18 protein-coding genes and 2 pseudogenes are annotated in these 19,494 nt (G+C 41.3%); 15 read left to right on the top strand and 5 right to left on the bottom strand.

What is annotated here, in order from left to right; genetic code table 11:
- Window positions 1-43 precede the first annotated feature (43 nt).
- A complete protein-coding gene (locus tag MUO14_RS10450; RefSeq protein ID WP_244755155.1) occupies window positions 44-1,096 on the bottom strand; it encodes a M14 family zinc carboxypeptidase in 1,053 nt (350 codons plus the stop codon).
- 254 nt (window positions 1,097-1,350) lie between these two features.
- Between MUO14_RS10450 and MUO14_RS10445 the strand changes: the two genes are divergently transcribed.
- From MUO14_RS10445 to MUO14_RS10430, 4 genes and pseudogenes are all read left to right on the top strand, one after another.
- Window positions 1,351-1,806: an SgcJ/EcaC family oxidoreductase gene (locus MUO14_RS10445; protein ID WP_244755154.1), complete on the top strand. Its 456-nt coding sequence runs from the start codon at window positions 1,351-1,353 to the stop codon at window positions 1,804-1,806.
- A gap of 258 nt (window positions 1,807-2,064) precedes the next feature.
- Window positions 2,065-3,948, top strand: coding sequence for a Xaa-Pro dipeptidyl-peptidase (locus MUO14_RS10440; RefSeq protein ID WP_244755153.1), 1,884 nt, complete (start codon window positions 2,065-2,067; stop codon window positions 3,946-3,948).
- A gap of 78 nt (window positions 3,949-4,026) precedes the next feature.
- Window positions 4,027-4,146, top strand: a pseudogene (locus tag MUO14_RS10435) (zinc ribbon domain-containing protein); the annotation flags it as partial.
- A 248-nt stretch (window positions 4,147-4,394) separates the two neighbouring features.
- Window positions 4,395-6,155: an extracellular catalytic domain type 1 short-chain-length polyhydroxyalkanoate depolymerase gene (locus MUO14_RS10430; RefSeq protein WP_244755548.1), complete on the top strand. Its 1,761-nt coding sequence runs from the start codon at window positions 4,395-4,397 to the stop codon at window positions 6,153-6,155.
- Window positions 6,156-6,354: 199 nt separating this feature from the next.
- On the opposite strand, the gene MUO14_RS10425 is transcribed toward MUO14_RS10430, so the two are convergent.
- Entirely contained in the window at window positions 6,355-7,158 is an 804-nt protein-coding gene (locus MUO14_RS10425; protein WP_244755152.1) for an ABC transporter permease, read from the bottom strand.
- A complete protein-coding gene (locus tag MUO14_RS10420) occupies window positions 7,155-7,793 on the bottom strand; it encodes an ABC transporter ATP-binding protein (protein WP_244755151.1) in 639 nt (212 codons plus the stop codon). Before MUO14_RS10420 ends, MUO14_RS10425 begins: the two co-directional genes overlap by 4 nt.
- 221 nt (window positions 7,794-8,014) lie before the next feature.
- Here MUO14_RS10420 and MUO14_RS10415 point away from each other — a divergent pair, with 221 nt between their 5' ends.
- Together MUO14_RS10415 and MUO14_RS10410 are read left to right on the top strand one after the other, a co-directional pair.
- Window positions 8,015-8,578 carry a GNAT family N-acetyltransferase gene (locus MUO14_RS10415; RefSeq protein ID WP_244755150.1) on the top strand — a complete coding sequence of 188 codons (564 nt, stop codon included), beginning with the start codon at window positions 8,015-8,017 and terminating at the stop codon, window positions 8,576-8,578.
- Window positions 8,579-8,728: 150 nt separating this feature from the next.
- On the top strand, window positions 8,729-9,946 hold the full coding sequence (locus tag MUO14_RS10410; RefSeq protein WP_244755149.1) for an MFS transporter: 1,218 nt from the start codon (window positions 8,729-8,731) through the stop codon (window positions 9,944-9,946).
- A 304-nt stretch (window positions 9,947-10,250) separates the two neighbouring features.
- On the opposite strand, the gene MUO14_RS24750 is transcribed toward MUO14_RS10410, so the two are convergent.
- Window positions 10,251-10,331, bottom strand: a complete 81-nt coding sequence (locus MUO14_RS24750; protein WP_396265840.1) for a putative holin-like toxin — start codon at window positions 10,329-10,331, stop codon at window positions 10,251-10,253.
- Between the two features lie 238 nt (window positions 10,332-10,569).
- Between MUO14_RS24750 and MUO14_RS10405 the strand changes: the two genes are divergently transcribed.
- The gene (locus MUO14_RS10405; protein ID WP_244755148.1) at window positions 10,570-11,511 is read left to right on the top strand and encodes a DUF4349 domain-containing protein; all 942 of its coding nucleotides are present in this window, start codon (window positions 10,570-10,572) and stop codon (window positions 11,509-11,511) included.
- Between the two features lie 3 nt (window positions 11,512-11,514).
- On the top strand, window positions 11,515-12,036 hold the full coding sequence (locus MUO14_RS10400; protein ID WP_244755147.1) for a GNAT family N-acetyltransferase: 522 nt from the start codon (window positions 11,515-11,517) through the stop codon (window positions 12,034-12,036).
- A gap of 43 nt (window positions 12,037-12,079) precedes the next feature.
- Here MUO14_RS10400 and MUO14_RS10395 read toward each other — a convergent pair whose 3' ends face one another.
- Entirely contained in the window at window positions 12,080-12,607 is a 528-nt protein-coding gene (locus tag MUO14_RS10395; protein WP_244755146.1) for a GNAT family N-acetyltransferase, read from the bottom strand.
- Window positions 12,608-12,702: 95 nt separating this feature from the next.
- Between MUO14_RS10395 and MUO14_RS10390 the strand changes: the two genes are divergently transcribed.
- From MUO14_RS10390 to MUO14_RS24745, 7 genes and pseudogenes are all read left to right on the top strand, one after another.
- Window positions 12,703-13,212, top strand: coding sequence for an SRPBCC family protein (locus MUO14_RS10390; RefSeq protein WP_244755145.1), 510 nt, complete (start codon window positions 12,703-12,705; stop codon window positions 13,210-13,212).
- A 122-nt stretch (window positions 13,213-13,334) separates the two neighbouring features.
- Window positions 13,335-14,474, top strand: coding sequence for a DEAD/DEAH box helicase (locus MUO14_RS10385; RefSeq protein WP_244755144.1), 1,140 nt, complete (start codon window positions 13,335-13,337; stop codon window positions 14,472-14,474).
- Between the two features lie 185 nt (window positions 14,475-14,659).
- Window positions 14,660-15,415, top strand: a complete 756-nt coding sequence (locus tag MUO14_RS10380) for a CAP domain-containing protein (RefSeq protein ID WP_244755143.1) — start codon at window positions 14,660-14,662, stop codon at window positions 15,413-15,415.
- Between the two features lie 241 nt (window positions 15,416-15,656).
- Window positions 15,657-16,685, top strand: a complete 1,029-nt coding sequence (locus MUO14_RS10375) for a LacI family DNA-binding transcriptional regulator (RefSeq protein WP_244755142.1) — start codon at window positions 15,657-15,659, stop codon at window positions 16,683-16,685.
- Window positions 16,682-17,638, top strand: a complete 957-nt coding sequence (locus MUO14_RS10370) for a sugar kinase (RefSeq protein ID WP_244755141.1) — start codon at window positions 16,682-16,684, stop codon at window positions 17,636-17,638. Before MUO14_RS10375 ends, MUO14_RS10370 begins: the two co-directional genes overlap by 4 nt.
- 4 nt (window positions 17,639-17,642) lie before the next feature.
- Complete coding sequence (hxlAB, locus tag MUO14_RS10365; RefSeq protein WP_244755140.1) at window positions 17,643-18,818, top strand: bifunctional 3-hexulose-6-phosphate synthase/6-phospho-3-hexuloisomerase; 1,176 nt, start codon at window positions 17,643-17,645, stop codon at window positions 18,816-18,818.
- An 11-nt stretch (window positions 18,819-18,829) separates the two neighbouring features.
- Window positions 18,830-19,464, top strand: a pseudogene (locus tag MUO14_RS24745) (bifunctional 4-hydroxy-2-oxoglutarate aldolase/2-dehydro-3-deoxy-phosphogluconate aldolase).
- The last annotated feature ends 30 nt before the right edge of the window (window positions 19,465-19,494 follow it).

Raw genomic sequence — 19,494 nt, 5'->3', positions numbered from 1 at the left:
ATTCATCAACTCCTCCAGGGTTTTTACTAAATTAAATTGAGGCTTACTCAGCAGAGTAGTTACTTTCAGGCAGGGTTTCCCAGAAGGAGGTGTCTGCTGAATGAATAGAATCGTCGGCCAGTGCGTTTAGGCTCGCTTCCATAGCCGTAACAACCTGCTGGATTAAGTAGCCATTGCTCTTTTGCCCTAACACATAGTCCTCGTAATAATGATCAGCCATTCCCCGGACTTCAAGTAATAGCGTGGAGATCCCGTACTCTAAAGCTAATCCGTTTCTACTAATCGTTGGCGCGTTGCCGCCAGGATATTTGGAAAGCAGGCCGTACCCCTTTGAATCAACGGCATGATATACAACAGAGCCTAGTTCCTTTGATTGCTCCAGAACTTCTGGACTTACGTTTTCATTCGTTGGATAGAGAATCGAACCAGAGACAAGCTCACCTGTATTCCCTAAGGTGGTTTGAGTTCCCTGGTGATGCAGGTCGATCATGTAATCTGGCTGATATTTTTGCAAAATATTTTCATGTAGTGCTTGCGTCTCGGGCTGATTACGTTCGACGTGATCGCGGTTAAGGTCAACTCCGTTGGCATTGTACCTGGTATGGGTACCGGCGACATAATCTTCTAAAGAAAAATTGACATCCCCTGCAGCCCCATCCACGTTTAATCGGGGAGCGATAAGCACATTCACATTATTGAGAATTTCCTGTACTTGTTTTCCATTAGAAGTTAAGTTTTTAATCACTTTAAGAGCACCTTCCGTTGTCAGTGTTTCATTCCCGTGCTGCTGGGTTAGGAACAAGATGGTTGGATTGTTCTCATCTATGCCAAAATTGGCTAAGTATAAATCCCTGCCTTTTACAGACTGGCCATAGACCTCGAGTTCCAATGCTTCAGAACGCTTATCAGCCTTTTCTAAGAAATCTACCATTTCCTCGTAGGAGTGAAGGCGTTCATTCTTAATCGTTTCATTTCCGCCATAGTTCGGTCCATTGGGTCCATTCCCTTCTGCTAGAACTGTACTGCCCCCTGTTAGAAATGTCCCTGATATCAGTAAGGCTCCACTGAATACTGCTGTTAAGACTTTGCTTTTCATAAATATCCTCCTAAAGATTATTTACAAACTATTTCGGTTAGCAACAGATGGATACCTTTCTTGAAAAGGAAAATAATTCCGTATACCTACGGTTGTGTAGGTTGTTGATCTTTTAAAGGCCTTTTGATATGGATATATTTACCTTGTGCCTGTTTGACAGGAATTGAAGTGATCACATTTGAGTTATATACTGTGATGTAATAGCTCAGACGAAGACAATTAGTGGGGCATTCAATTTGTAGGAGGTATGTGTGATGGATCATACTCGAACAAAAGGAGAAGTGACGGTGCTTTATCAAAAGTTAATAGAGGCTTGGAACCATCGAAATGCAAAGGCCATGGCTGAACTATATACCGAAACAGGCGAGCAAATTGGATTTGATGGGAGTTTGATGGAGGGGCCAGAAGAAATGATTTCAGAGCTTAGTGAAATATTTGGCCAGCATTCTACCCCGCCATTTATTAGTAAGGTAAAGAATGTTCGAATATTAGGAGGGGAAAGTGCCGTGTTACGAGCAATCGTAGGAATGATCCCGCCAGGTAAGACAGAACTCGATCCAGAACTTAACGCACATCAAACACTTACGGCGGTGAAAAAAGAGCAAGAATGGAAAGTTGAACTTTTCCAAAACACGCCTGCTCAATATCACGGCAGACCGGATTTAGTCGAGGAAATGACAGAGGAATTAAAATATATCTCAAATCAATAAACCCGAGGAAGCTGATGTTAGAGGGATCTAACATCAGCTTCTTTAGTTACTAATGTCTACCACATTGACTCAGATTTATATCGAATTTTGTATAATTAAATAGGTCTATGTCCCACTATTCGTTTGATTAATCATTCATGGTGCATTAGCCCCGCATCCATTCTAGTATCTTTTTGGTTTTCTCAAAATATTGAAGGAGTGCCTAGAATTTCAGCGAATATGTAAAGAAGATGAAATTCTAGTTTGGAGGGGTAATTTGTGAAGAAAAAGGTATTCTTACATACCACGTTTTTATTATTGATATTATCAACCGTGCTTACCGTTCAGCCAGCTGCCGCTGAAGACGGTAACTCTAAGTCCTCGGGTGTTCAACAAATTGAAGTTGAAGATGGAAAGACACAGCCGGTTTATTCCCATGAAGAAGCGATTCGGGAAACCGTGTTTATCGAAACCTCCGTTGATAGTGATGGGGACGGGGAGCTTGATCGCGTCCGCGCAGATATTATTCGACCGAAAGAAACGGAACAGGGGTTAAAAGTTCCGGTCATCTATGAAATGAGCCCATATCGTGCTGGACTCAATCCGATCAATTTTCATGATGTAGATGTCCCATTAAATCCAGTAGATCATAGGAAACCTGTGAAAAAAGGGAAGGGTGAGCAAGGTGAAGTAAGTCTTGCGCAAGCCCAAGGTACAACCAGTACAGCTGCAGCGGCCGGTCCAGCTGAACCTTCCTTCCCAGGATATTATGATGATTATTTTGTTCCTCGTGGATATGCCGTAGTCCTTGCTGAGAGTCTAGGAAGCGGTCTTTCAAATGGATGTGCCACGTCAGGCGGTGAGAACGAAACGCTTGGTACAAAAGCTGTCATTGATTGGTTAAATGGCAGGACACAGGCTTATGACAGTGAAGGGGATCTTGTTGAGGCAGATTGGTCAACGGGAAGTACAGGTATGATGGGGATTTCCTATAATGGTACATTGCCAAATGCTGTATCGACGACAGGTGTAGAAGGGTTAGAAACGATTGTTCCGATTGCAGCAATTAGCAGCTGGTACGATTACTACCGTGCGAACGGCGCTGTTGTAGCACCAGGAGGGTACCAGGGGGAAGATACAGATGTTTTAGCAGATGCTGTTACGACACGTGCGAATGCAGAAGAATGTAACAATGTCCTCAAGAAACTTGAGAGATTACAAGACCGTAAAACAGGTGACTACAATCAATATTGGGATGAACGTAACTATGTAAAAGATGCTAATAAAGTTGAAGCAAGTGTTTTTGCCGTCCATGGTCTAAACGATTGGAACGTAAAGACGAAACATCTATCCCAATGGTGGGACGCACTTGGCGAAAATAATGTAGAACGTAAACTTTGGCTTCACCAAAGCGGACATGCCAATCCTTATTACCTCCGTAATGAAGAATGGCTTGATACGCTAAATAAGTGGTTTGATTATTGGTTGTACGACATTGATAACAATGTAATGGAAGAGCTAATGGTAGATATTCAGCGTGAGAATGGCAATTGGAAAACGTATGAATCTTGGCCTGCGAAGGATGCAAAAGGTGTTCCCCTAAACTTCCAAGCAGAGGGTGCAAGTCTTGAACTTAAGCCAATGTCAGGTAAAAATAAAACGACAGCGACCTTTGTAGATAATCCGGCAATAACAGCTGAAACGCTCGCTGAGAATCCAAACAATGCTCACGAGAATCGATTAGTTTACCAAACACCAAAGCTTGAATCAGAACTTCGAATAAGTGGGACTCCTGAAGTCTCTATTCGGGCCAGCATTGATGCACGTGCTGCCAATTTAACGGCACTTTTAGTGGATTATGATCCAGAAAAAGAATCATTTGAAATCGTCACGAGAGGATGGATGGATCCGCAAAACCGCCACTCCATCTCCAAATCCCACTCTCTTGTACCAGGTAAAGAGTATAAGTTTACTTGGGGGATGCAGCCTGAGGATTATATCTTTGAAGAAGGTCACCAAATAGGTGTGGTTCTGCTTTCTTCAGACCATAACTATACGATTCGCCCGGAAGCAGGAACCAAGATTACTGTTGATCCCAAACGGAGTAAGGTCATTTTGCCTATTGTGGACGGTAAGAAAGCCATAAGCTTTTCTAAAGAATAGTTTTCTCGCAATTTCATGGACAGCATACTAATGCCCCTTAGGTCTTGACTAGGGGGCATTTTTGCAGTGTTGTTCGGTATAAGGGAATGGGATTGTCCCCAATGTGGCATCTATCATGATCGAGATGTGAATGCAAGCAAAAATATAAAACAAGAAGCGATAAGACTTCTAACCGTAGGAACAGCGGGTTACACCTAATCTATAACGGACTGTTAGGTCGGTATTCTTAGGAATGGTCCACTTCAAACAGACTGTAAAGTTGTTAAGTGGTGGGTAGTTCAATAAGTGATAGAAGATCCAAAACCTGGACACGAAAGGCTAGCCAATCACCCCATATTCCCAGAACTTCCACTAATGTTATGAAGTAGCCTATATGTAACTGCCCTGTAACTACTTTTACTAAAATGATAGAAAGGAACAAATATGAGGAGGAGTTTACTTTGAAAGTGTTAAAGCTATTGCTTGGTCTAGTGGCAGTTCTGATGTTTACGTTTAATTACAACCCACCGGTATCTAACGCTGCTGGTGAATTCATTAATGGTTCCTATGGAGGGAAGACGTATAAATTATATATTCCGGATAATTATAATTCGAGTAGTCATTATCCTTTATATGTTATGCTCCATGGTTGTACACAGGATGCTGCCCAATTTGCAACTGGGACTCAACTAAACAAATTGGCTGAAGAAAAAGGATTTTTAGTTCTTTATCCGGAGCAAACCACAAGCGCAAACTCAAACAAATGTTGGAATTGGTTTGAACCGAGCCATCAATCTCGTGGCAACGGTGAACCAGCTGTCATCGCTGAAATGGTAAATTCAATTAAAGGAGACTATTCTATTAAGCAAGATCAAATTTATGTAGCTGGTTTATCAGCTGGGGCAGCAATGAGTGTGATTATGGGTGCCACTTATCCAAATATTTTTTCCGGGGTTGGAGTCGGAGCAGGACTGGAGTATAAAGCAGCTGATAATACCATTGATGCTTTTACGGCAATGTCAAACGGTGGCCCGAATCCTGTTCAGCAAGGTAGACTTGCCTATCAAGCTATGGAGGAGGTTGCAAAAAAACTGCCGGTAATTGCGATTCACGGAACATCCGATTACACAGTGAACAGCGTGAATGCAGAGCAAGTCATCACTCAGTGGTCAGTTACAAATTATTTAGCAGCGAACGGAACAGAGGATGGGTGGATTGATGATACCCCTGAGCATACGGAATCATTACAAGTGCCTTCAGGAAGGAGCTACACCATGAGTAATTATCAAGGCAGAGATGGACAGGTATGGATGAAAAAAGTGCTTGTGCAAGGTATGGGTCACGCATGGTCAGGCGGAAGTGCACAAGGGAGCTATACAGATCCTCAGGGACCAGACGCAAGCCGATTAATGGTTGAGTTTTTCAACTCATTTACTAAACCTGAAGATCCAGATGCTAGTGCTCCCGTTACAACAGCCTCTGTTAAAGGAGGAACCTACCAGTCACCTGTAACAGTAGAGTTACAGACTAATGAACCGGCTACAACTTATTATACATTAGACGGCTCAAAACCTACTATTCAATCAAAGGAATATATCAAACCACTAGAAATCTCCCAAAATACAACTTTGAAATTCTTTAGTCAAGACCCAGAGGGAAACAATGAGATCGTTAAACAGGAAGTCTATATTATCAATGATGAGGGGGGAGAAAACTCAATCACTATTTTATCATCTGCCACTGAAGACGGATACGTAGGTAAATATGCAGCAGATGGAAAAAGTACACAAGATATCAAAGTGGGAGATAAGGGAATGTATAATACCGACACTTATCGAGGAATCCTCTCATTTGATACAGACCGTTTAGTGGAAAAGTCTATACAATCCGCAAAAATAAGATTATACACGAAAGGTTCTAAGGGGGCTATTGAATCTATTCAGGTTGATATAAAGAGTGGAGTACTGGGGAGGTCAGCTGGTATTGAGCAGTCAGACTATAATGCAATGCCTTCAAAAGGAAACACGATAGCCTTCTCTCCTCAGACGGGTAATTTTGTAGAGTTTCAGATTGCGACAGAGGATTTAGATTTAATCAATAAAAACGGAAAAACTCAACTCCGCCTAAGAGCAATAACGAAATCCGGATTTGCCCCCAATTGGATAGAGTTTTATGGAGGAGAACAAACAAATATAAGTCCGCAACTAATTGTGGTCACAGGTAATTGAATAGTATAAAAAGGAGCCTGTCGACTTAAAAATATGTTTCAATAAAAGATTCTCCAAACATGCTTAATAATTTTCGGCTTTGCTTCTTAGAGATGATTCGGTCTGTACGATTCTTTACAAATGGAATAATGCTGGTTTTAGTCGTTGACTATAATTGACTTTATTGTAATAAAAAGCTGATATGAGGCGGATACCCATATCAGCTTTTACCACTCATTGTGTTGTGGAGCAATTGACTTCTTTCGTTAAAAAATACTTTATAAGCTAGATTAACAAATAGTATAACTGTTAAGGAAACGGCCCCAACAATACCGAGTAGGATGGCTATTTGGTATTCTATGGCGACTAACGGACTAGCTCCTGCTAAAATCTGACCTGTCATCATGCCTGGCAGGAATACAATTCCCATTCCGACCATTTTGTTAATCGTGGGCAGGATAGCGGAATCAAATGCACGATTGACCCATTTTTTAGTAGCTGCCTGTGGCGTGGCACCAAGCATTAAGGCCGCTTCTACTTTATGTCTTTGATCATTCATCCCATCAAGAAGGGTCTGTACACCGAGTGTAACTCCTGTCATAGCGTTACCAATAATCATTCCGGCGATTGGGATGAAATATTGAGGGTCGTACCATGGTGTAAGCTGGATAACGATAAAATTAAAGTAAAGCAAACTAACGACAGAACCTGCAATCATTGAAATCAGAATCGCACGCTTTAGTGGTTTGCCCAGTTCCCCACGGACCCTGCTTGAGATATTGCGAATGGAAAAGGCTACCATAATAGCAACGACCAGAACTGTTAGCAAAGGATGGGGGTTTTCAAATAACAGCATTAAAATATAACCAACAATAAGTAACTGTAAGGTCATACGTATGGTAGCTATTAAGATCTGTTTTTCTCTAGGGATTTTACGCCAGCGTACGATTGCTAATAAAATAATGATGAATACATAAGCCGCTCCCAACTGCCAGAGCGTGAGGTCAATCATTTCTTCTCTCATAATGACCCCTTCCCTTGCAATGTATATTCATGAAAATCAATGGTTTGGTCGGAAAACGCCGATGCCACTGAACTGGAATGGGTCACGAAAATAACCGTTTTCTTTTGTTCTTCTGCAAACGTCATGAAGTTCTCCATGACTTCATGTTCTAGATCCTCATCAAGGGAAGAGGTTGGTTCATCCAGCAAATACACAGGGCTTACCATTAGCGTCATCCGTGCTAAAGCTAAGCGCTGCTGCTCCCCTCCAGACAAGGTTTCGGCCTCGTCCTCAAGATCTTTATGTAAGCGAAAACGTTCCATCGCTTTCTTGCAGGCTGCTTCATCTGGTTCTTCCTGTTCGGCGAAGCGAATACCGGCTAGAAGGTTCTCCTTCACAGTTTCACCGAACAATACGGGGTGTTGAGTAAGCATCACCACGTCCCTTCGATGGGCAATCGGATCAAGTTCGGTAACATTTTTTCCTCGAAAAAGCAGCTGGCCGTCACTAGGAGTTATCATGTGGTTCAGAAGCTTTAGAAATGTGGATTTGCCGCTGCCGCTTTCGCCGACAACACAAGTTTTCTGGAATTCGTTAATGGTTAATGAAGGTACACGCAAGATATCATGATAGGTAACGTTTTCAAAAGTGAACAAACGAAAACACTCCTTTAGCTATATACAAAATTTGTACTTCCTTTATAAAACTTTCTTAAAGCCAATTTTAGCCTAAATGATGCACTAGAGAAACTAATACGAAACAGTCGATGCACTTAATTTCCCACAACAGCCATAAATTATCACATGGAGTAGAGAAACAAGAGAGGGTAAAGTATCATAAACAGATAGAATGTAATACAGGGAGAGAAGATCCGATCATGAGTAATACAGAACAAACTGGACTTATTAAGTTCCTGCAAGGAAAAAGACTCTACCTAAGACCAATTGAGAACGAGGATTTAGATTTATTTTATAAGAAAGCGCTTTGGGACAAGGAGGGAAGAAGGCTAACAGGTACGCAAGCCGTGTTAAGCAGAAAAGGTGTTCAAAATTGGTTTGAAAGAAATTCTACAGATAGTAGCAGGATCGATCTGATTATTTGCCTGCAAGAGAACAATCAGCCCATTGGTGAAATGGCTATGTTGGATATCGACCATCAGAACCGAAAGGCCGCAGTTAGAATTTCTATTTTCGATAAAGAATACTGGGGCAGTGGATTTGGAACAGAAGCGATGTCATTGCTGCTGCAATTTGGGTTTGAAAATTTAAATCTGCATCGTGTAGGACTGGATGTTTTTTCATATAATGAAAGAGCAATTCGATCCTATCAGAAATTAGGCTTCAGGCAAGAAGGAATCATTAGAGATGACCTCTATTACGATGGAAAATATCATGACTCTATAGTGATGGGTGTATTAAAGGAAGAGTTTCTTAAGAAATAAGGATTGATGACATTTGCTACCCCTAAGTAAAAAAATGAAATAGTTTTTAGTGCCAGCCGTAGTAGCTTCTGAAAATAGTTAGGGGGTTCTCGTCATATGTAAATACTGCCTTTTTATCAACGATTAAAAAGATAAAAAGGGGTAGTGAAAATGAAAACTCAATCCTTCCGGTTCTTGTGGATCGGCCAGGCGGTTGCAAACCTCGGTGATGTGTTGTTGGTCGTCGGGCTGATCTCCATTTTATATACCTTGACCGAATCAGTGTTATATTTGGCACTGTTACCATTTGTGAATACATTTGGCCGATTTATCAGTGGGATGATTTCCCCGATCATAGTAAACAAGTACCGTTTAAAGTCTGTTTTGGTTTGGTCTCAAATAAGTAAATCAGCTGTATTACTTGGACTCTCGTTATTTGTCAGTTATAAGACAAATCCAAATATTTTGATCATCCTAACGCTTGTTTTAGTAATTGCGTTTTTGGATGGTTGGTCAATGCCGGCGACGAATGCGATGCTTCCAAGGCTAGTTTCTAATCAGGAGATCGTAAAAGCGAATAGCTTTGTCTCGATTGTAAATGAAACGACTCAACTTGGAGGATGGGCTCTTAGCGGTGTTCTTGTGGCATTATCAAGCGGCGGCCATGTCATTTGGATTACGTTTGCTTTGTTCATTAGCGCTTCCTACATGATGCATAAGGTTGTTGATCACACACCTTTTCAAAGAAAAAAGAGTGGTGACCATCCAATCGTCGCTATGAAAGAGGGCTGGCAATTGATTTGGAGATCCGAGCTTTTTAGAAACCTCCATGTAATGATTTTCTTTGAGGCCACCGCGAATGTTGTCTGGATAGCCGCCATTCTTTACGTGTTCGTGACAGAAGTACTGAATCAAACAGAAGCATGGTGGGGCTATCTCAATACTCTATTTTTCATTGGATTAATTTTGGGAGGGGTATTTTGTTCGAAATTCTCTCTTGTCCTTGAGAAAAAAATGAGGAAGTTCCTCATCTTATCTTCATTTGGTGTCAGTATTCTAACTTTTATTTTCGGATTGATTTCAGTAGCATGGATGGCGCTAGTTTTTGCAGCCTTTCACGGTTTTCTAGAACAGGTTAAAACGATTACGGTTCAGACCTATATTCAAAAAGAGGCGGCACCAGATGAGTTACCTAAGCTTTATGGTGCTCAAAGTGCGTTAGTTTCTCTTACATTTGGAGTTTCTTCGCTAGTCTTTGGAGCTCTAGCGGAGTCATTGGGAGTTCCTTACGCTTTCTTTATAGCAGGAATATTATTAGCAGGTTCCACGATGTATGTTTTTGTCCGTCGAGGGTCTTTTCCTGAAAAATATGAAATAGCTGACAGATAATAGGTAGGTATGGAAGGCCTGTAGCTCTAATGGATAAATAATGAGAGTTGGGCTTTTCGTGGATAAAATCAAAATTAAATTTCCTGCGGTTATAATCAGAGAATTGCGGATAAGTTCGTTGGGAGAGCTTTGCTGGTCACAATGGTAAGATAAGCCTGCTCATGGTATAATAGTTATAGAAAAACATATAATGAAAAAAGGACGCAGCTGCTACTGCGAGCCTTTTGGATAATGGTTCCCCCAGGGGATCAGCTATTTTAGAGAATAGACCTCTCCCGATTAACTGCTAGGCTAATAGGGAGGTCTATTTTTTATTGATCATTTTTATGATCAATGCAAGCAAAAACGTTCCAGATGTAAACAAAACCATTAGAACTTCATACATGCTCATGGGCATCACCCGCTTACTGTCGTGGGGTTAGCCGACCATCCTAAAAAATATTGTCCAACTATGATTTTACCACACATGTGTACATAAACCTATTTATTTAAGAACGAACGTTCCCAACTGATAAATTACAAATTTATCAAATACATGTAACTTTTTTCAGTCCACTCCGTCTATACCATTAAAAGCCGTTCAATCTTCCCGGGAGAAGAATTGATCAGATAAGGGGGGCAACATGAGGAAATGGTTGGTTGTGATAGTGATTATCAGTTTTTGCGCTTTAGCTACTTCCTGCAGTGATGACTCAAAAAGCAGTGAATCATTAGCTGACAAAACGACTTTAACTACAGAAGATGGATCAGGAGGAGAAGAAAGTAAATTTGCTACTCCATCAAATGAATTAGAAAACATTCAACAAGATGACGTGTCGAAAGAAGGAAGTACTCAAGCAGAAACAGATGAAATCAACCAATCTGATCGAAAAGTCATTTATACGGCCAATCTCCGTATTGAGGTCAAGGATTACCAACAATCCATCGACGAGATTCAAGCACAGGTATCTGAACGCGGTGGTTATATTGTGGGATCGAATAGGTCTGGAGATTCCGGCGAGGGTTCAGTTAATGGGCATGTAACCGCGCGCATTCCCCAGGGAGAGTTTCGTGAGTTTATGCAATTGGTAGAACAAGGCAGCAGTAAGGTTCTAGAAAGTTCGATTTCAGGGCAAGACGTGACAGAAGAGTACGTAGATCTTGAGTCTCGTCTAAAATCTAAACGTGTAGTTGAAAAGCGGCTGCTTTCTTTTATGGAACAAGCTGATAAAACGGAAGATTTATTGAAGATTTCTAACGATTTGGCTACTGTTCAGGGCAAGATAGAAGAAATACAAGGACGAATGAATTACTTGCAAAATAAAGCTGATCTGGCAACTGTAACTGTTCATATTCAAGAAAATAATGTACGTATTTCTGGAATGAATGACGAGGAACTAAATACGTGGGATCAAGCAAAGCAACAGTTTTTGAAGAGTATAAACTTTCTCATTTCTATTTTCTCAGGTTTAGTTGTTTTCTTTGTCGGCAACATACCCGTCTTGCTTCCACTAGCCATCATCGGTGTAATTGTATTCTTGATGATTAGGAAGAAAAGAAATAAACGATCACAGGAAGGATTATAGATTATGGGACATGTATCTTTGCTTAAACCTACAGTGAATTTAGAAGTAGAGTACCTTTCTTTTTACCAAGAATGGAAGGAATCTGGTGAGGAAATGATTCCATGGGTGATTGGAAAGGATCCATCAGACTTTGGTGCTATGGTCGAGAGTCTTTTGCAATCAGAGAAAGGGATGAACCTTCCAGAGGGGTGGGTACCAGATTCCACCTTTTGGCTTGTAGACCGTGATCAAATTGTGTTAGGCGTAGTAAATGTGCGCCATCAATTAACAGAAAAGTTGTCCAACTTGGGTGGTCACATCGGCTATGGCATTCGTCCTTCTGCAAGACGGAAAGGGTATGCTGCAGAACTATTAGCTTTAACTTTAGAAAAGGTGAAAGAATTGGGGATCTTCAAAGTTCTCATCGTTTGTGATCAAGGGAATATAGCATCAAAAAAAACAATTAGAAGAAATGGCGGAGTTGAAGGCGATGACTTCGTTGAGAAAAGTGGAAATACAGTGAAAAGGTTTTGGATAGAAGTGTAAGCGACGGGCCCACAGCATGATTGGCTGTGGGTTTGTTCTATAGTCAGCCATCCCACTCACAGTCTAAGATGCTCATTTCATATAAGCTCCAGTATTCGTTGTTTATTTTTCGGTGATCACGTAATAAACCATCCTTTTTAAAGCCCGCTTTTTCATAGCAGCGAATAGCCGGTTCATTAAAGTCAAACACTCCAAGGCTGACTTTATGAAGCTTAAGTTCATTGAAGGCTATTTTAAGAACTTCCTTCATCATCCTTGTCCCCATCCCTTTTCCGCGAGTCTGATCTCCTACGATGACTTTTCCAATCCTGGCCGATTTATTTGTTCTATCAATGTTTCGCAAAGCTATGTGTCCAACTATAGTGTTCATCTGTTTGTCGATCACGCAATAGATGAGCTGACTGGCATGCTCAGTATTTGAATCATTCACATAGTCTTTTAATTGTTCATGGTCAAGTGGGTATTGAAACATAGGGCCGCCCCATTGTAGTAAAAATTCCGGAGATTTGATCCAATCCATTAGTTGAGGAAAATCCTTTTCTGTAAAATAACGAAGTTCTATCCTATTCATTTTCACCTATTCCTTTCAGTTTTTTGCCAAAACCAGCATTATTATAAATAGTGTACTTTTTCTAGGTGATGAAGTCACGAGGCATGTTCTTATTCATGAAGGAAATTGCTAAGCAGTGGCGAATGGGATACAATAACACGAAGAAGATTGATCATGGAGGGGTACATATGGCGTTCCTTGAGCGGAGTGTTATCATACAAAAGCCGATTGACGAGGTATTCGCTACAGCGACAGATTTTTCAAAGAGTCCAGAAATAATGAAAACGGTAATCAATGTTGAATCCTTAACAGAAGGGCCAGTCCGGGAAGGCTATCAATTCAAAGAAGTACGCGAAATTCGCGGTCGTAAATCGGCATCTATTATTGAAGTTACTAGTTTCGAAAAAGACAAGAGCTATTCGGTTCGAAGTGCACAGCATGGAATTGATTTGCGCTATCACTATACGTTTGTTGAAACGACAGAAGGTACCAAGGTTGAATTTAAGGGTGAGTTAGAAACATTAGGTTTACGTAACACATTAACGAAACCGCTTATTAAAAAGATTATCAAAAAAGAAGACGCCAATCACTTGGACAAAATGAAGATATTTATTGAAGAGAGCTAGCCCCCAGTGTGATATAATGGAGAGAAATTAAAAAAGACGTACGCAATGAAAGGTCTCATTGAATTGGGGACCTGTTTTTTTATGAATTAGAAGAACGCGTCCGGCAAAGGAGAAGACTAGTTATGACTCAATCAGACCCTACATGGTTCCAGAATCTAGCGCCTTTTATAAAAGAAGCGTGGCAGAAAACCGGCTTCGAGCAGCCAACATCCATTCAACTTAAAGCCATCCCATTTATTAAAGAAGGAAAAGATGTCATGGCTGAGGCACCTACAGGCAGTGGAAAGACACTAGCATATCTATGGCCGTTGCTTGAACAAATCGATCCTACGAAAAAGCATACGCAAGTACTTGTGCTCGCTTCTTCTCATGAACTTGTGATGCAGATTCATCAAGAATTTCAGCTATGGTCAAAAAATAGCGGTCTAACAAGCACGACGTTAATTGGCGGCGCAAATGTGAAGCGTCAAATTGAAAAACTTAAGAAGAAGCCGCAAATGGTTATTGGCACGCCAGGCAGGGTATATGAGTTAATGAAGCAGAAGAAGTTAAAAGCCCACGAGTTGAAAACACTAGTTTTTGATGAAGCGGACCAACTTCTTGTCCCTGAACATCAGGAGACAGTGAACAATATTGTAAAGGCAACCCTTAAAGAAAGGCAAATTCTCCTTTTCTCAGCCACGTTACCAAATGAAGTCGAGATGTTAGCAAATGAATTCATGTATCATCCTGAAGTAGTTCGCGTAACAAAAGAAGTGTTAAAACCGAATGTTGAACATGTATATATTTCTACTGAAGACCGTGACAAGGTGGAAACACTTAGGAAATTAGCCCGGATGCAATCATTTAAAGGTCTGGCATTTATGAAAGATATTGGTAACCTAAGTGTTTATGCAGAAAAACTTAGGTATAAAGGCTTAACTCTAGGTGTTCTGCATAGTGATGCCAAAAAGGAAGAGCGTGCCAAAGCATTGAAAAGTTTTCGTAATGGGTATTTTTCCCTATTACTAGCAACGGACGTAGCGGCCCGAGGTTTAGATATTAAAGATATTACGCATATAGTTAATATAGATGTCCCTAAAATAGCCTCTGAATACATTCATAGGGCTGGGCGCACTGCGCGTTTAGGTGCCATTTCCGGTACGGTGATATCTCTGACTAATTCAGTAGAAGATAAACGTTTGAAAAAATTTGCGAGAGACATCGACTTTTCTCTTACAGAAAAAGAGATCTATAAAGGAAAGTTAACAAACTGTAAATAAACATCATTATTTTTCCATAAAGGGAATAATTTTGATAATTATTCTTCGTTGGTAATACAAGAAATTCTTGGTGTTGGCTAGGAAACACTTACGATAACTATCGGCCCTTGTTGCTGGAAGCTAAGCATGGAATACTAATGTTAACGCTTCAAGCTGCGTTAAATAAAACAAAAGGAGTGAAAACTTTGCTTAAAAGATATTCTTTCATTTTAGTCGCTGCTTTAGCTATCATTTCCATCTCTTCTCCAGCATCAGCCCAAGAGCAGGGGACATGGAAAGTAGAACAAGTAGATACACAGTCTGTTGGGGAATGGACGACCAATATACAAGAATGGTTATCAGAGCAGAATCTGGAATTCAGTAAGGAGAGGTTTCAACAAAACTTTAAGGTTCTCTTTAACCCCGAGCAAATTCCAGCAGATCAACAGCCCTCACAACCTGCTCAGCCAGAGGAATCAACACAGCAAGAACAACCAGCTGCGCAAGCACCTCAGTCAGGACAGGGGTCTACAGAAGCATCTCCAGCTCCATCTGAAGTCGAAGCAAATGCAACGTCTAGTTATGAGGAAGAAGTTGTTCAGTTAGTCAATGAGGAGCGTGCAAAAGAAGGATTGGCACCTCTTGAAATGCATAATCGCCTAAGTGATCTTGCGCGTATGAAATCACAAGACATGGCAGACAAAGGATATTTCAGCCATACGTCACCTACATATGGCTCTCCTTTTGACATGATGAAGCAATACGATTTCAGTTACTCAACTGCAGGTGAGAACATTGCTGCCGGCCAACGAACTCCACAAGAGGTAGTAGAAGGCTGGATGAACAGCCCCGGTCACCGTGAGAACATTATGAATGAAAGCTTTACTCATATTGGTGTAGGCTATGTTGAAGGCGGTTCGTATGGTACGTACTGGACTCAATTATTTATGACACCTAGATAAGTTAGGTAGAGAAAGACAGGCTCTCAGCTAGGGAGTCTGTCTTTTTTTCGTGAGAATAAAATATTGAGTCTAGCCCATGCCACAGCCTCTCTAGTCGCTCTCGCTTAACCCTAGATGGTAATGGGTATATCTTTTTTAGTAAAAATGGTTGTAAAACGCTTTCATAGGTCTTATACTTAACTAAACCGATTTACTAAACCGGTTTATGGAAAATGAAAATATAAAATTTGGAGATTTGTTTATGAAAACAGTGACTATGGCAGATGTTGCTAAACATGCACAAGTATCAAAAAGTACGGTATCACAATATTTAAATAAACGTTATGACTATATGGGTGAAAAAACGAAGCTAAGAATTGAACAGGCCATCTATGAACTTGGCTATCAGCCTAATATTATCGCAAGAAGCTTAAAACAAAAATCTACGAAAACGATAGGCGTGATCGTTGCTAACATTCTTCATAATTTTTCAACAGAGGTAAGTAGAGCAATTGAAGATGCCTGCAATAGGGCGGACTTTCACACGATTATCTGTAATGCAGATGACGATCCGGCGAAAGAGAAGAAATATATCGAGATGCTGAGGGCCAAGCAGGTCGATGGGTTAATTATTTTTCCGACGGGCAATAACCGGGATCTCTATCAGAAGATGCTAGATGAAAATTACCCGGTCGTCTTTGTGGATCGATCTGTCGAGGGTATCCCTGTTTCATCGGTTATGCTTGAGAATGAAAGGGCTTCTGAAATGGCGATAGATTATTTTGTTAACAAAGGGCAAAAAAGAATCGCGATCATTACAGCGTCCATGATTGAAGATGTTTCCCCACGTTTAGAACGGATGGAAGGATACAAAAAAGCGCTTCAATCCCATAAATTAGCCATACTAGATGAATATATTAAAAGTGTTGAACCCGATCAAGTCGAAGAAGCATTACAAGAAATGATGGCATTAGATCAGCCTCCTGAAGCGATTTTAGCTGGAAATGATCTCGTTTTGAAGGAGGTTCTCCAATTTGCTAAACTTCATCATTTGAATATTGCCGAGGACCTTTCTGTAATAGGGATCGATGACGTGCCTTATGCCAGCTTCTATACACCGCCGATTACAACAGTGGCTCAGCCCACATTTAAGATGGGAAAGATGGCCGGAGAGGTTTTACTAGATAAAATTAATAAGAAAAAGACGACAGATGAGAGGCCGGATTATCGCTTTGAGCCGACGCTGATGGTGCGGGAATCTGTTAAAGAAAAAGGAGGGTACGTCTTATGAAGAAAGATGTTCTTACGATTGGGGACGCAATGATTACATTTGACCCTTCCCATACTGGACCACTGAGGTTTGCCTCATCGTTTGAAAAGAAGGCCGGTGGAGCGGAGTTTAATTTTGCGATCGGCTGTGCGAGACTCGGTTTAACGACAGGGTGGATCAGCCGCTTAGGGAATGATGAGTTTGGCAAGTTCATTCGGAATTTTGCCCGTGGTGAAGGTGTTGATGTATCTGGAGTTTCTTTGTTGGACGGGTATCCTACCTCCCTGAATTTTAAAGAAATCCGCGAAGATGGAAGTGGGAGTACCTTCTATTATCGGGACAACTCTCCTACAAAAGCGTTGACCGAGGGTACGCTCAATGAAGCAGCGCTAAGAAATTGCAAGCTGCTCCATATTAGTGGTGTTTTTGCAGCGATTGATCCTAAGAAAAACATTCCCTTGTTAAAAAGAGCTGTGACAATCGCTAAAGACCATGGGGCTCAAATTTCCCTTGACCCGAACATTCGTCTGAAACTTTGGAGTGAGAAAGAAGCGAAGGATGGACTGATGGAACTGCTTCCTTATGCAGATGTTTTGCTGACAGGGGATGAAGAGGCTGACTTATTGTTTGGAACCCATAATCCTGAGAAACTTGTTCAAACGTGTCAGCGATATGGGATTTCCACGTTAGCCATTAAAAGAGGGGAGAGTGGGGCTATTGCTTATCGTAACGGAGAACTTCTTCAGGCAGATGCCATCACCGCTAGTAAAGTTGTAGATACCGTCGGAGCCGGCGATGGTTTTGATGTAGGTTTTGTTTATGGGGTGTTACAAGGATGGACGTTAAAACGTACGCTTCAGTTTGCTAATGTAATTGGGTCAATGGTCGTAAGTGTCTATGGAGATAACGAAGGGCTGCCAGAACTAGAGGAAGTGCTTGTAAAGCTTGGAGAGAAAGAATATATCGAGAGGTGAAAGGATGAACCTTCAATTAGCTTTAGATAGATTGACGAAGGAAGAGTGTCTGGGAATTCTCGCAGATACGAATGAATCAGTGGATTGGATCGAAGTCGGAACGGGGGTCATTAAGGAATATGGGATGACGATCGTCAAGGAGATCCGAGAAACTTATCCAAAGTCAGTCATCGTTGCAGATATGAAAACGTGTGACGCAGGGAGGCATGAAGCCATCCAGGCTTTTGAAGCAGGAGCTGATATAACGACAGTAATGGCTTTTTCAGCTGATCAAACGATCAAAGATATGCTTGAGGTGTCGAGGAGATATAAGACTCGAGTAATGGTTGACTTATTAGGCGTAGATGATAAACAGCGGATTCACCAACTCAGTCAATTGGGGATCGACCTCGTCAGTCTCCATTTTGGAAAAGATATGCAGAAAAATGGCAGCATTGATCATCATTTATTTGATCTCATCAGCGACCATTCAGGTTTGGAGGTAGCCGTGGCTGGAGGGATTAATCTTGAATCATTACCGAATATTCTTCCGTACCAACCTGACACATTGATTGTCGGGGAGCAATCACGAATCATGAGAATCGCAGTCAGGCTGCATCGAAAATCAAGGAGGTCATCAAGGAATATGAAACAAACGATTCACACCGTAGCTTATGAAATTAGCCAAGTTCTTGCCAATGTGAAAGAAGAAGAAGCAATGAAGCTGTCTCAATCGCTAGAGAAAGCGAAGCGAATTTTCATTGTGGGAGAAGGACGATCCGGATTGATGGGCAAAGCCTTTGCCATGAGGTTGATGCACGCAGGTTATCAAGTCTATGTGATTGGTGAAACGATTACACCAAGCGTCGAACATGGTGATCTGCTACTTGCCATCTCCGGCTCAGGTTCAACGCAGTCGATTTGTCAATTTGCGGAAAAAGCAAAAAGGAAAGAAGCGGAAGTAGCAGCTGTTACAACCAATGCTGATTCCCAACTTGCTAAACTTAGTGATCATCTGCTTGTCATTCCTGCTGCGACAAAAAAGAGACGTTCAGAAGAACCGGACACCATTCAGCCGCTCGGGAATCAATTTGATCAATCATTGCATCTACTTTTGGATGCCGTCATCATTTATACCTTAGACCAATCGAAACAAACAAATAATGAAGAAATGACAGCACGTCACGCCAATCTTGAATAGAGGTGAATCAAATGGAGATGTTACAACGAGTCCAGCAAGCAAAAGTTATTCCGGTTATTCGTGAGGCAACAGGCGAAAATATTTTACCGATTGCCAGGGCTTTATATAACGGTGGGATTACTGCGATCGAAATCACGGCAGAAACTCCAGACGTCGAAATGTTAATTAAAGAAGTGAGGAGTAATGTTGACGATATGATCGTAGGCGCGGGACAGTGCTCGATCCGGAAACAGCCAGAGCTGTTATTATGGCGGGCGCCCAGTTTGTTGTTTCGCCAACCGTCAACCCCGGTATGATAAGGATGGCACAAAGGTATGGCATCCCTTGTATTTCAGGGGCGTTAACACCAACAGAAATTTTAACAGCCTATGAGTCAGGCGCTGACATGGTGAAGGTTTTTCCTGCGAATGTAATGGGCCCTGGTTATATTAAGAGTGTTCATGGACCATTGCCACACATCCCGCTGATGGCTACAGGAGGTATTGATAAAGATAACATGCTGGAATACTTCCAAGGAGGGGTACAGGCTGTCGGAGTAGGAAGTCAGCTTGTTGATGCGAAGCGTTTATCATCCCAAGCAGATTTGGAGAATGTAACCAATATAGCAAAGCAGTATATTGAAAAGGTGTCAGAAGTTGAATCATAAATTTATTGTAAGCGGATTCAATATATATTC

The organism is Halobacillus shinanisalinarum, from assembly GCF_022919835.1.
Classification (GTDB): domain Bacteria; phylum Bacillota; class Bacilli; order Bacillales; family Halobacillaceae; genus Halobacillus_A; species Halobacillus_A shinanisalinarum.
The sequence above is the reverse complement of the archived record's forward strand: the minus strand, read 5'-3'. Positions and strand labels throughout refer to the sequence as shown.